Annotated in this window: 15 protein-coding genes; 5 read left to right on the top strand and 10 right to left on the bottom strand. The window is 71.0% G+C overall.

From position 1 onward, the window contains the following. Positions 1 to 80: 80 nt before the first annotated feature. Positions 81 to 998, top strand: a complete 918-nt coding sequence (locus AC3E6M_RS08765) for an alpha/beta fold hydrolase (RefSeq protein ID WP_490529664.1) — start codon at positions 81 to 83, stop codon at positions 996 to 998. Positions 999 to 1005: 7 nt separating this feature from the next. On the opposite strand, the gene tsaE is transcribed toward AC3E6M_RS08765, so the two are convergent. From tsaE to coaA, 5 genes are all read right to left on the bottom strand, one after another. Next, positions 1006 to 1509, bottom strand: a complete 504-nt coding sequence (tsaE, locus tag AC3E6M_RS08760; protein ID WP_490529663.1) for a tRNA (adenosine(37)-N6)-threonylcarbamoyltransferase complex ATPase subunit type 1 TsaE — start codon at positions 1507 to 1509, stop codon at positions 1006 to 1008. Then, complete coding sequence (gene alr / locus AC3E6M_RS08755) at positions 1506 to 2627, bottom strand: alanine racemase (RefSeq protein WP_171024303.1); 1122 nt, start codon at positions 2625 to 2627, stop codon at positions 1506 to 1508. Before alr ends, tsaE begins: the two co-directional genes overlap by 4 nt. Further along, a complete protein-coding gene (locus tag AC3E6M_RS08750) occupies positions 2624 to 3013 on the bottom strand; it encodes a holo-ACP synthase (protein ID WP_138175583.1) in 390 nt (129 codons plus the stop codon). The genes alr and AC3E6M_RS08750 overlap by 4 nt, the downstream gene beginning before the upstream one ends. A 413-nt stretch (positions 3014 to 3426) precedes the next feature. Next, positions 3427 to 5277 (bottom strand): glutamine--fructose-6-phosphate transaminase (isomerizing), encoded by a 1851-nt coding sequence (gene glmS, locus AC3E6M_RS08745; protein WP_490529662.1) that lies wholly within the window; start codon positions 5275 to 5277, stop codon positions 3427 to 3429. A gap of 55 nt (positions 5278 to 5332) precedes the next feature. Next, positions 5333 to 6286, bottom strand: coding sequence for a type I pantothenate kinase (coaA, locus tag AC3E6M_RS08740; protein ID WP_138175579.1), 954 nt, complete (start codon positions 6284 to 6286; stop codon positions 5333 to 5335). A gap of 39 nt (positions 6287 to 6325) precedes the next feature. Between coaA and AC3E6M_RS08735 the strand changes: the two genes are divergently transcribed. Continuing rightward, a complete protein-coding gene (locus tag AC3E6M_RS08735; RefSeq protein WP_138175577.1) occupies positions 6326 to 7255 on the top strand; it encodes a Ppx/GppA phosphatase family protein in 930 nt (309 codons plus the stop codon). A 68-nt stretch (positions 7256 to 7323) separates the two neighbouring features. On the opposite strand, the gene glmM is transcribed toward AC3E6M_RS08735, so the two are convergent. From glmM to AC3E6M_RS08710, 5 genes are all read right to left on the bottom strand, one after another. Next, positions 7324 to 8679 (bottom strand): phosphoglucosamine mutase, encoded by a 1356-nt coding sequence (gene glmM, locus AC3E6M_RS08730; RefSeq protein ID WP_490529661.1) that lies wholly within the window; start codon positions 8677 to 8679, stop codon positions 7324 to 7326. A 14-nt stretch (positions 8680 to 8693) separates the two neighbouring features. Then, positions 8694 to 9164, bottom strand: a complete 471-nt coding sequence (rpsI, locus tag AC3E6M_RS08725) for a 30S ribosomal protein S9 (RefSeq protein WP_138175573.1) — start codon at positions 9162 to 9164, stop codon at positions 8694 to 8696. Positions 9165 to 9188: 24 nt separating this feature from the next. After that, positions 9189 to 9635, bottom strand: coding sequence for a 50S ribosomal protein L13 (gene rplM / locus AC3E6M_RS08720; RefSeq protein ID WP_056226423.1), 447 nt, complete (start codon positions 9633 to 9635; stop codon positions 9189 to 9191). 187 nt (positions 9636 to 9822) lie between these two features. Next, the gene (locus AC3E6M_RS08715) at positions 9823 to 10569 is read right to left on the bottom strand and encodes a CPBP family intramembrane glutamic endopeptidase (RefSeq protein WP_490529660.1); all 747 of its coding nucleotides are present in this window, start codon (positions 10567 to 10569) and stop codon (positions 9823 to 9825) included. Between the two features lie 202 nt (positions 10570 to 10771). Next, a complete protein-coding gene (locus AC3E6M_RS08710) occupies positions 10772 to 11608 on the bottom strand; it encodes an alpha/beta fold hydrolase (RefSeq protein WP_490529659.1) in 837 nt (278 codons plus the stop codon). Positions 11609 to 11756: 148 nt separating this feature from the next. Between AC3E6M_RS08710 and AC3E6M_RS08705 the strand changes: the two genes are divergently transcribed. The 3 genes from AC3E6M_RS08705 (at position 11757) to AC3E6M_RS08695 (ending at position 13319) form a co-directional block, all read left to right on the top strand. After that, positions 11757 to 12260: a hypothetical protein gene (locus AC3E6M_RS08705; RefSeq protein WP_490529658.1), complete on the top strand. Its 504-nt coding sequence runs from the start codon at positions 11757 to 11759 to the stop codon at positions 12258 to 12260. A gap of 115 nt (positions 12261 to 12375) precedes the next feature. After that, positions 12376 to 12855, top strand: a complete 480-nt coding sequence (locus tag AC3E6M_RS08700; protein WP_490529657.1) for a MarR family winged helix-turn-helix transcriptional regulator — start codon at positions 12376 to 12378, stop codon at positions 12853 to 12855. 44 nt (positions 12856 to 12899) lie between these two features. Further along, positions 12900 to 13319 carry an organic hydroperoxide resistance protein gene (locus AC3E6M_RS08695; protein ID WP_138175563.1) on the top strand — a complete coding sequence of 140 codons (420 nt, stop codon included), beginning with the start codon at positions 12900 to 12902 and terminating at the stop codon, positions 13317 to 13319. Positions 13320 to 13411 lie beyond the last annotated feature (92 nt).

Below are 13411 nucleotides of genomic sequence, written 5' to 3'. Positions count from 1 at the left end.
GAGGATCGGCGGTCTCAGACCCCCGGAAGTGCCGGAGTTGCGCAGGCATCCGAGGGACGCCTCGGCTCCGAATGAGGGGTATGGAACGAGGACTGCACCGACTGGTGGTGCCCACGGCCGTCGGACCGGTCGTCGTGCACGCCGGTCGGCGCACCGAGGGGGCCGTGGCCACCCTCCTGCTGCACGGTGCCGCCGGGTCGTGGACGACGTGGACGCCGCTGCTGACCGCGGCCGACCGACTCGGCATCCCCGTCGACGACGTCATCGCGATCGACCTTCCCGGCTGGGGTGAGTCACGGGGCGCCGTGCCGTCGCCGCCGGATGTCGCCGATGCCGTGGCCGCGGCGGCTCGCGCCCTCGGATACCCCCGGTGGCGGATCGTGGGGCACTCGCTGGGCGCCGTGGTCGCCCTCGACGTCGCCGCCCGGTTCCCGGCGCAGACGGTCGCCGTGGGCCTGGTCTCGCCCACGGGCGCGGCGGTGCGCGCGGTCGCCCGCCGCCCACTCGCGGGCGGTGCGCGGCTCCCGGCCTTCGCCGGCATGGTGGCGGCCATGGCGATCCTGCGCGGCCTCGGCCCGCTGTCGCGTCCGTTGCTGCGGGGGCTGCGCCGAACCGGACTGCTGCGGGTTCTCTCCCGCCCGCTGTTCCGCCACCCCGATCGCGTCGACCGTTCCGTCTCGGATGCGCTGGCCGACGAGATCCGCCCGGCCGCCTTCCTCGCCGCCGCGCGTGCCGCCCGCACGCACGACGATGATGCGTGGCGGCGGATCACGGCGCCGGTGCGGGCCGTGCGCGGTCGCCACGACGTGTTCGCGGGACGTCACGACTCGCGCGAGGCCCGCCGACGGATCACGGACTACCGCGAACGCGTCCTCGCGGACAGCGGGCACTTCGCCCACGTCGAGCAGGCGTACGAGACCCTGCGGGCCCTGCGGGAGGTGTGGGCGGCACAGCCCGGTCGGCGCGCGGCGCCGGAGCGGGACCGGCAGCCCACGTGAATCACGGTCAGGATCGGCGCGAGATCGTCACGGTCCGCGGCGCATCGGCGTCGAGGTCGAGGGTGTGCGGGGCGATCTCGCCGCACGCGTTGTCGACGCCGCATCCACCGGACTCCCGCTCGATCTCGATCTCCCACCAGCCGTCGGCGAGGTACTCGGCGACGCCGCGCCCCCACTCCACGATGACGACCGAATGCGCCACGTCGATGTCGAGGTCGTCGAGCTCCACGGCGGCGCCGAGCCGATAGGCATCCACGTGCACCAGGGGCGCGCCGCCGACGAGCGACGGATGCGTCCGCGCGATCACGAACGTCGGGCTCTGGACCGGACCCCGGATGCCGAGCCCCTCGCCGATCCCGCGGGTCAGGGTCGTCTTGCCGGCGCCGAGCGGACCGGTGAGCACGACCACGTCACCCGGCTCGAGGGCACGCCCGAGTGCACGCCCGAGGGCTTCCATGTCGGCCGGGTCGGCGATCTCGCGCGTCCCGAGCATCTCGTCGGGGACGCTCATGCGTGGACCTCCCGTCGGGGCACGCGCGCGCCGATCCGCGTGACGATCTCGTAGTCGATCGTGTCGGCGGCATCCGCCCACTCGCGCGCCGACGGCACCCCCAGGGTCGGATCACCGAACAGCACGACCTCGTCGCCGACCGCGACGGGGTGATCACCGACGTCGACGACGAACTGGTCCATGGCGATGCGCCCGGCGACGGTGAATCGGCGGCCGTCGATCGACACCGGACCGCGACCGGACGCGTGTCGCGGCACCCCGTCGGCGTAGCCGAGGGGAACCAGGGCGAGTGTCGTATCGCGCTCGGTGCGGTACGCGTAGCCGTACGAGACGCCGGTTCCCGCCGGCACGCGACGAACCGCAGCCACGGCGCCGCGCAGCGTCATCGCCGGGCGCAACCCGAGGTCGGCGGGCGTGCGGTCCTCGAACGGCGAGACACCGTAGATACCGATGCCGATGCGCACGCAGTCGAGACGCGCTTCGGGCAGGGCGATCGCAGCGTGGGTCGCCGCGATGTGCCGCAGCGGGGGGTTCAGCCCGGCAGCCGCGGCGAGCAGCACGCCCTCCTCGAATCGGGCGAGGGCCGCGCGGTCGTCGTCGTCGCTCGTGTTCGACAGATGCGAGAAGAGGCCCACCACGCGCAGGCGTCCGATGCGCTCGAGCCGTGCGGCCTCCGCGAACACCGTGCTCCAGGCGTCCGGAGCGATCCCGTTGCGCGACAGGCCCGTCTCGATCTTCAGATGCACCGCCGCGGGGCGATCGCCCTGGGCCGCCTCGCCGGCGCGCAGCAGTTGATCGATGTCGGAGATCCCCAGCTCGATGTCGTCGCGCACGGCCTCGACGAACGAGGCGCCCGGGGCGTGCAGCCACGCGAAGATCGGGGCACGGATGCCGCGCCGCCGGAGCGCCAGCGCCTCATCGATGTCCGAGACGCCGATGCGGGTCGCGCCCCCGCGCAAGGCAGCGAGGGCCGCGCGGTGCGCCCCGTGCCCGTACCCCTCGGCCTTCACGACCGCGATGACCTCGACGCCCGTGAGTCGGCGCAGGTGCCGCACGTTCTCGGCGATCGCATCGACGTCGATCAGCGCCTCGCGGAGAACTCCGGATGCCATCCTCATGCGCGGTCCTCTCGGGCGGGTTCCGTATCGACGGTGCGGGCCTCGGCGATGACGTAGGCCGTCGCCAGAGCCGCGTCGTGCGACATCGACAGGTGCAGCGCCGTGATTCCGCGTGCGGCCACCGTGGTGGCGGTCTCGCCGCTCAGCGTGAACGTCGGGCGTCCCGAGGGCTCGGGCGTCACCTCGATGTCGGTCCAGTACACACCGTCCGAGCCGCCGAGCGCCTTGATCAGGGCTTCCTTGGCCGCGTAGCGGGCGGCCAGCGACCGGGGCTTGAGCAGACGCTCGGCGGGAGCGAAGAGCCGGGCGAGCAGGCGCGGCGTCCGCGCGAGCTGCTGCTCGAAACGCGGCACGTCGACCAGGTCGACGCCGATTCCGACGATCATGCGCCCTCCCCTCGTGGCATCCTGTCCATTCTGCCGTGAGGACGGCGCCGAACGTCGCGCCACCCCACCCCGCACGACGCCGGCGCATCCCGCCGACGTGGCCCGACGCCCGCAGTCGCACCGTGCCGGAATTGCGCGGGCCGATTGGGCCGCGCCTTCAGCGGGCACAACTCCTGCGTGATCGCCTGGCGACCCCACGCCGTCGCGTTGCCGGGGGAAGCTGCAGGAGTTGTGCAGGCGCAACACCGCAGAGCAGACGGGATGCCGCCGGCCAGCCGCACCGCGCAACTCCTGCGGGATCAGCGCCCGGGCGGCACACGGCGACGATCCCGGCCGTCCGCGCAGGAGTTGTGCAGGGCAGAGTGCGAAAAGGGGCCGGATGCCAGTGGCATCCGGCCCCGAAGAGTGTGGTCTTACTCGACCGTCACCGACTTCGCGAGGTTGCGGGGCTGGTCGACGTCCAGGCCCTTCGCCTCGGCGAGGCCCATCGCGAAGATGTGCAGCGGGACGACCGCGAGGAGCGGCTCGAACAGCGGCGCCGCGAGCGGAATGCGCAGCACCTCGTCGGCGGCGGGGAGCACGGCGACGTCGCCCTCTTCGGCGATCGCGATGACGCGGGCCCCGCGGGCGCGGATCTCCTCGATGTTGGAGACGACCTTCTTGTGCATCTCTCCCGAACCGCGCGGCGACGGTACGACGACGAACACGGGCTGACCGGGCTCGATCAAGGCGATGGGACCGTGCTTGAGTTCACCCGCGGCGAAGCCCTCGGCGTGGATGTACGCGAGCTCCTTGAGCTTGAGCGCCCCCTCGAGGGCGATCGGGTAGCCGACGTTCCGGCCGAGGAACAGCACCGATCGGGTGTCGGCCATCCAGTGCGCGAGCTGACCGATCCGCGCCTGCTCGGTCTCGAGCACGCGGGCGATCTTGCCCGGCACTGACTCGAGTTCCGTGACGGCCTCGACCGCGACCACGGGGTCGATCGCTCCGCGGACGCGGCCGACGTGGAGGGCCAGCAGATACAGCGCGGTGATCTGAGCGACGAAGGCCTTCGTCGAGGCCACGGCCACCTCGGGGCCGGCGTGCGTGTAGACGATGGCATCCGACTCGCGCGGGATCGTCGCGCCCTGCGTGTTGCAGATCGACAGCGTCTTCGCGCCGCGCGAGCGGGCGTACTTCACCGCCATGAGGGTGTCCATCGTCTCGCCCGACTGGCTGATCGAGACGACGAGCGTGCGCGGGGAGAGCACCGGGTCGCGGTAGCGGAACTCGTGCGCGAGCTCGACATCGACGGGGACGCGCGTCCACGTCTCGAGCGCGTACTTGCCGACCATGCCCGCGTACGCCGCCGTGCCGCACGCGATGACGAGGATGCGATCGATGTCGGCGAGGAACTCGTCCATTCCGTCGAGCTCGGGGATCTCGACGCGGCCCTCGTGGACCCGGCCGCGGATGGTGTTGGCGACGGCCTCGGGCTCTTCGGAGATCTCCTTGGCCATGAAGGACGACCAACCGCCCTTCTCAGCCGCCGAAGCGTCCCACGTGACCTCGAAGGGCTCGACGTCGACCGGAGCACCGGAGAAGTCGGTGACCTCGACGCCCTCGGGCGTGATCGCCACGATCTCGTCCTGCCCGATCGCGAGGGCATTGCGAGTGTGCTCGACGAACGCGGCGACGTCGGAGCCGAGGAAGTTCTCGCCCTCGCCCAGACCGATCACCAGCGGCGAGTTGCGACGGGCACCCACGACGAGGCCCGGGTGGTCCTCGTGCATCGCGAGCAGCGTGTACGCGCCCTCGAGGCGCGACACCACGGCGCGGAATGCGGCGACCAGGTCTCCCGTGCGGGCGTACTCGCGGCCGATCATCGCCGCGGCGACCTCGGTGTCGGTCTCGCTGCGGAAGGCCACGCCCTCGCCCACGAGCTCGCTCTTGAGCTCGGCGAAATTCTCGATGATGCCGTTGTGGATGACGGCGAGCTTGTCGTCGTCGGCCAGGTGCGGGTGCGCGTTGGCGTCGGTCGGACCGCCGTGCGTCGCCCAGCGCGTGTGCCCGATGCCGGTCGTGCCGTCGGCCAGGGGCGTGGCGACGAGATCGTCACGGAGCACGGCGAGCTTGCCGGCGCGCTTGCGCATTCCGAGACCCCCGTCGGCGTCGATCACGGCGATGCCCGCGGAGTCGTAGCCCCGGTACTCCAGCCGCGACAGCCCCGCCAGCAGGATGTCCTGGCTCTGCCGAGGACCCACGTATCCGATGATTCCGCACATAGCCTCCGAGTCTACGGGGCCGGGGCTGAGGGGATGCCGATGCCGCGGGCGCGCCTCAGAGCTTGCGCAGCAGCACCGATTCGACCGTGTGGTCGGCGCCCTTCTGCAGGACGAGCTTGGCCCGGTGGCGCGTGGGCAGCACGTTCTCTTCGAGGTTGGGGAGGTTGATGTCGCGCCAGAACCCCAGCGCGCGCGCGACGGCCTCCTCGTCGCTGATGTCGGCGAACACGCGGAAGAACGACGTGGGGTTGGTGAAGGCGTTGTCGCGCAGGGCGAGGAAGCGATCCACGTACCAGCGTTCGATGTGCGATGCGTCGGCGTCGACGTAGATCGAGAAGTCGAACAGGTCGCTGACCGCGACGTCGTTCGGCGTGGGCGGCGGCTGGAGGACGTTGAGCCCCTCGACGATGACGACGTCGGGTCGGTGCACGGTGACGTGGGCGTCCGGCATGATGTCGTACCGCACGTGCGAGTAGAACGGGGCGCGCACCTCTTCGGCGCCCGACTTCACTTCGCTGAGGAACTCCACGAGCGCGCGCCGGTCGTAGGACTCGGGGAAGCCCTTGCGGTGCATGATCCCGCGGCGCTCGAGTTCGGCGTTGGGGTAGAGGAAGCCGTCGGTGGTCACCAGTTCCACCCGCGGGGTGTCGGGCCAGCGACTCATGAGTTCGCGCAGCAGGCGCGCGATCGTCGATTTCCCGACCGCCACCGACCCGGCGACCCCGATGACGAAGGGGGTCGTCACATCCGACTCGCCCAGGAACGCGCTGGTGTCGGCACCGAGGCGACGAGTGGCCCGAGCATAGAGGCTGAGGAGCCGGCTCAGCGGCAGATAGACCTCGGACACCTCGCGCAGGTCGAGGCGATCCCCGATCCCGCGCAACTGCACGACCTCGGTCTCGGTGAGCGGCTGCTCGATACCGCCGGCCATCCGGGCCCAGTCGGCGCGGTCGATCTGGCGATACGGGCTCAGCGACGGTGCGGGAGCGGCGGTCTCGGCGGCGGACACCCGCCCATGCTACCCGCGGGCTCGCACTACGCTCGGAGCGTGCGACTCGGGGTACTCGACATCGGATCCAACACCGTCCACCTGCTGGTCGCGAACGCGCGCGCCGGGGGACGGCCGACCGCGACGACCTCGCACCGCTCGGTGCTGCGGCTCATGCGCTACCTCGAGCCCGACGGCTCGATCTCCGCCGAGGGCGTGCGGGGGCTCGTGGATGCCGTGACCCAGGCCTGCGAGACGGCTCGCGCCGAGGGTGTCGACGAACTCCTCGCCACCGCCACCTCGGCCGTGCGCGAGGCCGCGAACGGCGACGACGTGATCGCGCGGATCGAGGAGGTGCTCGGCCAGCCTCTCCAGGTGCTCGGCGGTGAGACCGAGGCACGGTACACCTACCTCGCCGTGCGCCGGTGGTTCGGGTGGTCGGCCGGGCAGATCCTGCTGTTCGACATCGGCGGCGGGTCGCTCGAGATCGCCGGCGGCGCCGACGAACTGCCCGAGCTCGCCGAATCGGTGCCGCTGGGCGCCGGCCGCTCGACCGTGCAGTTCCTCCCCCACGATCCACCGAGCGAGGACGAGATCGACGCGCTGCGTCGGCACGCGGCATCCGTTCTCGCCCCCGTCGCGGAGCGGTTCGCCGCTCTCCCGCGGCCGGATCACGTCATCGGTTCGTCCAAGGCGATCCGCTCGCTCGCGAAGCTCGCCGGATACCCCGTGCCCGGATGGTCGGGGATCGACCGCATGGTGCTCCCGCGCAAGGAGCTGAAGGACTGGATCCCGCGGCTCGCACGGATCCCCGCCGACGCGCGCGAGGCGCTCCCCGGGATCACCGCCGACCGCACGTTCCAGATCGTCGCTGCCGCGGTCGTCGTCGAGCGCGCGATGAAGGCGATGGACGTCGACGAGCTCGAGGTCTCGCCCTGGGCGCTGCGCGAAGGCGTCCTTCTGCGGTACATCGAGTCCCTCGCCTACTGAGCGCGATTCGCCACCTTTCGTCGCCTCGGGCGATGGGCAGGCGACAAAGCTGGCGACTCGCGCGCGGGTCAGAGAGACAGACGCTCGCGGACGACGCCGGCGAGGCGGTCGGCGTGGGCGCGAGCGACGTCCTCGGACGCGGCCTCGACCATCACCCGCACGAGCGGCTCGGTGCCCGAGGCGCGCAGCAGCACCCGGCCGGAATCGCCGAGCTCGGCCGTGGCCGCAGCGACCGCCTCCTGCACGACCGCGTCCCCGACCCCGTCCCGATCGACGCCGCGGACGTTGACGAGCACCTGCGGGTAGACCGTCATGATCGCGGCCAGCTCTGCCATCGTCTTCTTCTGCCGCGCCATCTCAGCGACGAGGTGCAGCCCGGTCAGCAGCCCGTCGCCGGTGGTGGCGAAGTCGCTCATGATGACGTGTCCGGACTGCTCGCCTCCCAGCGAGTAGCCGCCCTCGTTCATCGCCTCGAGCACGTATCGATCTCCGACGCCGGTCTGCTTCACCTGGATGCCGTACTCGGCCATCGCACGATGCAGGCCCAGGTTGCTCATCACCGTCGCAACGAGGGTGTCGTGGGCGAGGGCGCCGCGCTCTTTCATCGCCACGGCGAGGATCGCCATGATCTGGTCGCCGTCGACGATGGTGCCCTGCGCGTCCACAGCGAGGCAGCGGTCGGCGTCGCCGTCGTGCGCGATCCCCACGTCGGCGCCCAGACGGACGACCGCCTCGGCGAGGACGTCGAGATGCGTGGACCCGACGCCGTCGTTGATGTTGAGCCCGTCCGGCTCGGCACCGATGACGGTCACCGTCGCTCCGGCATCGCGGAAGGTCTCCGGCGAGACGCCCGCCGCTGCGCCGTGGGCGCAGTCCAGAACGACATGGATGCCGTCGAGCCGGTGCGGGAGCGAACCGAGAAGGTGCACGACGTACCGGTCTTCGGCGTCGGCGAAGCGTCGGATGCGGCCGACGCCGGCACCTGTGGGCTGCAGGCGCTCCCCCTCGAGAGCGCGCTCGATGCGTTCCTCGACGATGTCGGGGAGCTTCGTGCCGCCCCGGGCGAAGATCTTGATCCCGTTGTCCGGGGCGGGGTTGTGCGAGGCCGAGACCATGACGCCGAAGTCGGCATCGGTGTCAGCGATGAGGAACGCCGTTGCCGGGGTGGGAATCACGCCCGCGTCGAACACGTCGACGCCCGACGAAGCCAGACCCGCGGAGACCGCGGCCGAGAGGAACTCCCCCGAGACACGCGGATCGCGTGCGACGACAGCCGAGAGGCGACGCCCTTCGGCGATGCGCGCCTCCGCGGAACGACCCTGGCCCAGGACGACCGCGGTCGCCTGGGCCAGGTGCAGCGCGAGTTCGGCGGTGAGGAGGCCGTTGGCCAGCCCCCGCACCCCGTCCGTGCCGAAAAGAGGCATCCGGAACGTCGAACTCAGCGCTTGGAGTACTGAGGCGCCTTGCGGGCCTTCTTGAGACCGGCCTTCTTGCGCTCCTTGACGCGAGCGTCGCGAGAGAGGAAGCCGGCCTTCTTCAGACCCGGGCGGTTGTTCTCGACGTCGATCTCGTTGAGCGCACGGGCGATGCCGAGGCGCAGCGCACCGGCCTGACCCGAGGGGCCACCGCCGGAGATACGGGCGATCACGTCGTACGCGCCGGCGAGCTCGAGCACCGTGAACGGGTCGTTGATGAGCTGCTGGTGGAGCTTGTTCGGGAAGTAGTCCTCGATCGTGCGGCCGTTGACCGTGATCGTGCCCGAGCCGGGAACCAGACGCACGCGGGCGATGGCCTGCTTGCGACGGCCGACGGCTGCGCCGGGGACCGACAGAACGGGCCGCTCGGCCGCGACGACGGACTGCTCGGCCGGCGTCTCGGTGCTGAAGGTGGTGGAGTCGATGTTCGACACTGTTTCGTCCTTATCCGGCGGCGCTTACTGGGCGACCTGGTCGAAGGTGTACGCGGTGGGCTGCTGGGCACCGTGGGGGTGCTCGGCGCCGCGGTAGACCTTGAGCTTCTTGAGCTGCGCCGCGCCGAGGCTGTTCTTGGGCAGCATGCCGCGGATGGCCTTCTCGACCGCGCGGACGGGGTTCTTCTCGAGGAGCTCCTCGTAGTTGACCGACTTCAGGCCGCCCGGGTAGCCCGAGTGGCGGTAGGCCATCTTCTTCTGGAGCTTCTGACCCGTGAGCGCCACCTTCTCGGCGTTGATCACGATGACGAAGTCACCCGAATCGATGTGGTTGGCGAAGGTCGCCTTGTGCTTGCCGCGGAGGAGGACCGCCGCGTGCGAGGCCAGGCGGCCGAGGACGACGTCGGTGGCGTCGATAACGACCCACTCGCGCGTGACCTCTGCGGCCTTGGGGGTGAAAGTGCGCGTCACAGTAGTGCTGCTTTCTTGTTCGAACGGAGGAGTTCGTGAATCCCGCTCCGGTGGTCCGTTCTCCGGTCGATGACCGGGCAACAGGGCCGGTGGAGGGCTCACGTTCGTGGCACCTGCTCGCAGTGAGGCGGGCACCAAAGAGTAATCTTACGGCATCCGGATGCCATGGCCAAACGTTCGGCCACCCTCACCCGTACAGCGACCCGACGACCACGACGGCGATCCCTGTGGCGTTGTAGACGACGTGCACGAGGATCACCGGCCAGAGTCGGCCGGTGACCAGGACGCACACCCCGCAGATCGCACCCACCAGTGCGAGCGCGGCGGCATCCGTCGGGCCCAGCGGGGCCACGAGCGCGTGGGCGACCACGAACAGGATCGACGACAGCACGAGGGAGGCGACCACGGCCGCCACGTGGCCGCTGAGCCGGCGCACGGCGGTGTATGTGCAGACCAGCACCACACCGCGGAAGAAGAGTTCCTCGAGGGCGGGGCCGACCGTCGTGGCCGCGACGGACTCGGCGACGAGTCGCGACGTCACCCCTCCCGTGCCGGCGGACGGCCACGCCGGCGCCCCGGCGGCCGCGTCGAGCGCGCCCTGCGCCAGCCGCAGGCCGACGCCCCAGACCGCGCCGATGAGCACGTCGACCGCACGGAACCGTGTGAGGCCGCGGGGCCGCGACCGACGGAAAGCCCACACGACCGGCACGGCGAAGGCGGCCCACAGCACCGCCTGGGTCACGACCTCGGCGATCGCGCCCGGCAGGAGCACCGCGCCGGCCCGCGCGGCCAGCACCCCCAGGCCGAGGGACAGCACGGCCCAGCCGAGCATCTCGGCATCCCAACGGGCGACGCTGGAGCCACCCTCGCGCCATGCGCGGTGCCGGCGACGCGGGGGCGTGCGGGGGCGATGACGGGCGACCGGGTCGGACATGAGCAGCACCGTATGGTCGCCGGACGCCCTCACACCGCGTTTCGAGGCGCGACCGTCCCGGGCTCGCATCGCCCCCCACCCGCTCGGCATCCGGCGTTCACCCGCCAAGACGACACCGACCCCGGCACCGAGAAGGTGCCGGGGTCGGAGGGCACGTCCTCCGCGGAGTCGCGGGCGAGGTCGAGGACGTGGACGAGGGGCGTCAGCGCTTCAGGAACTCCCGAAGTACGCGGTTGAACTCGTCGGCGTGGCTGACGTTGACGCCGTGCGGAGCACCAGCGACGACGTGCAGCTCGCTTCCCGGGATCGCCTCGTGCGTGCGCTTGCCCGACCCCGCAAAGGGAACGGTCGCGTCGCTGTCGCCGTGGATGATCAAGGCAGGAACCGTGACGTTCTGCAGGTCGTCGCGGAAATCGGTGGTCGCGAAGGCCTCCATCGACTTCAGCGCGGCGTGGTGGTCGGCCTGATTCGCCAGGCGCTCGGCCTGGGCCTGCTCCGCGGAAGACACGGCGAGAGCACCGTCGACCGAGAAGAAGTCGGTCGTGAACTGGTGGTAAAAGGTCTTCTCGTCGTCTTTCAGCCCCTTCTCCATCCCGTCCGCGGTGCCCTTGTCGAGCGGCCCTTCCGGGTTGTCGTCCGTCTGGGCGAGGTAGGGCGGAACGGCGGAGGCGAAGACGACGCTGCGCACGCGGTTGGAGCCGTGGCGCGTGAGGTAGCGGGCCACTTCCCCGCCGCCCATGGAGAAGCCCACGAGGGTCGCATCGCGCAGGTCGAGGGTCTCGAGCACGGCGTCGAGATCGTCGGCGAAGGTGTCATAGTCGTAGCCGGTGCGCGGCTTGTCGCTGTGCCCGAAGCCGCGGCGGTCGTACGTCACGACGCGATAGCCGTCGGCTTCGAGCACCGGCACCTGGTGGGCCCAAGACTCGCCCGAGAGGGGCCATCCGTGGATCAGGACGACGGGGCGTCCGGCCCCGCCGGTGTCGTCGACGTGGAGGTCGATGTCGGTCAGCAGTCCGTGGTGTGCGGTGATCTCGCTCATGGAGCTCATGTTTCGCCGGGCACCTGCACGCGAGCCCGCGGTTGACGGGCTCGGCTCGAATTGCTACTTCGCGGCGAGAGGAATGGCACATCCGCAGTTCCGACGCAACGACCCGGATCGGTTCGCACGAGGTCGATAGCCTCGCGCCATGGCATCCCTCCGTGTTCCCGCCATCGCCCTCGCGACCCTCGGCCTCGCGGTCGCGGTGACCGCCTGTGCCCCGGCATCCCCGGGGGCGGGGACTCCAGACCAGGTCGTCTACCAGGCGGCGATCGCCGCGGTCGTGCAGGCGGAGTCGGATGCCGGCGGCCGGGCGTTCGAGCTCGAGATCGACTCCGGGACGGCGCAGGTGCACGTGGCCGTGGGCGATCGCGACATCGAGGTCGATGTGGATCTGGCCGGCCCGACGGTGACGGAGCGACGGGACGACGGATCCCTGGAGGGCGAGGATCGTGCCGCGCTGGACGCGGCGGGAACGACGCTCGCGGACGGCATCCGCATCGCGGCCGCGGCCCGGAGTGCGAGCGGAGGGGTGACCGATGCCGGGGTGGATCGCGACACCGATGCCCCCGCCTGGAAGGTCGAGTTCGCCGACGGAGCAGAGGTGTCGGTAGCCGTCTCCGACGGCGTCGTCGTGCGCTCCGCGGGCTGACCGGCTCGGATCCCGTCAAAGTCGATGGCTCCGGGCGCGTTCCGTGTCCCGAGGTCGGACCGGTGACGGCTGGTCTTGAGTTGTGCACAATTGAATTGCGTGCAACCATTACGTCATGCCCGCCGTCGACTCGCTCGTGTGCTTCGCCCTCTACGCCGCCAGCCGCACGACCACGCAGGCGTATCGCGTCCTGCTCGACCCGTGGGACCTCACCTACCCTCAGTACCTCGCGCTGGTGACGCTGTGGAGCGACGGCGACCAGACGGTCAGCGGACTCGGCGAGGCCCTGCAACTGGACTCCGGCACGCTCTCCCCGATGCTCGCGCGCATGGAGAACGCGGGGTACGTCACGCGTGAGCGCCGCGCCGACGACGAACGCGTCGTGACGGTCTCGCTCACACCTCGCGGTCGGGAGATGCGCGACGAGCTCGCCCACGTCCCGCGCTGCATCGCCGTCGGATCGGGGATCGCCGACGCCGACAGCGCTCACGAGCTGATCCAGGCGCTCCAGCAACTGACCGTGGCGATGCGCGATCTGCGCGACCACCCGCGGACAGCGCTGGACGCGATCGGCGCCCCTCGACCGAGCGTCTGACCCCGCGTCGGCAGCCACCCCGTCCACCAGAAAGGAACCACCCCATGGACGTCCTCTACACCGCAGAAGCCCTCTCCACCGGCGAAGGCCGCAACGGCCACGTCGTCGCCGGCTCCCAGATCGACCTCGACGTCGCCGTCCCGAAGGAGATGGGCGGATCCGGCAACGGAACCAACCCCGAGCAGCTGTTCGCCGCCGGCTACGCCGCGTGCTTCCACAGCGCGCTGCACGCCGTCGCCCGCGGCCACAAGGTGAAGCTCGAGGACTCCTCGGTCGGCGGTCGCGTGCAGATCGGCCCCAACGGCCAGGGCGGCTACCAGCTCGCCGTTCTGCTCGAGGTGGTGCTGCCCGGCGTGGAGCACGACCTGGCCCAGCAGCTCGCCGACGAGGCGCACCAGGTGTGCCCCTACTCCAACGCCACGCGCGGGAACATCGAGGTCACGGTCACCGTCGCCGAGGACTGACACCGACGCAGCGAAGGGGGCACCGGCGAGTCGGTGCCCCCTTCGCGCTTCCCTACAGGCGGCCCATCGCCGCCCGACGTAGGGTGACAATC

The sequence above is a fragment of the Microbacterium sp. SCPM-O-B-15248 (M128) genome (assembly GCF_058214835.1).
Note: the sequence above shows the minus strand (reverse complement) of the source record. Positions and strands in the feature narration are given on the sequence as shown.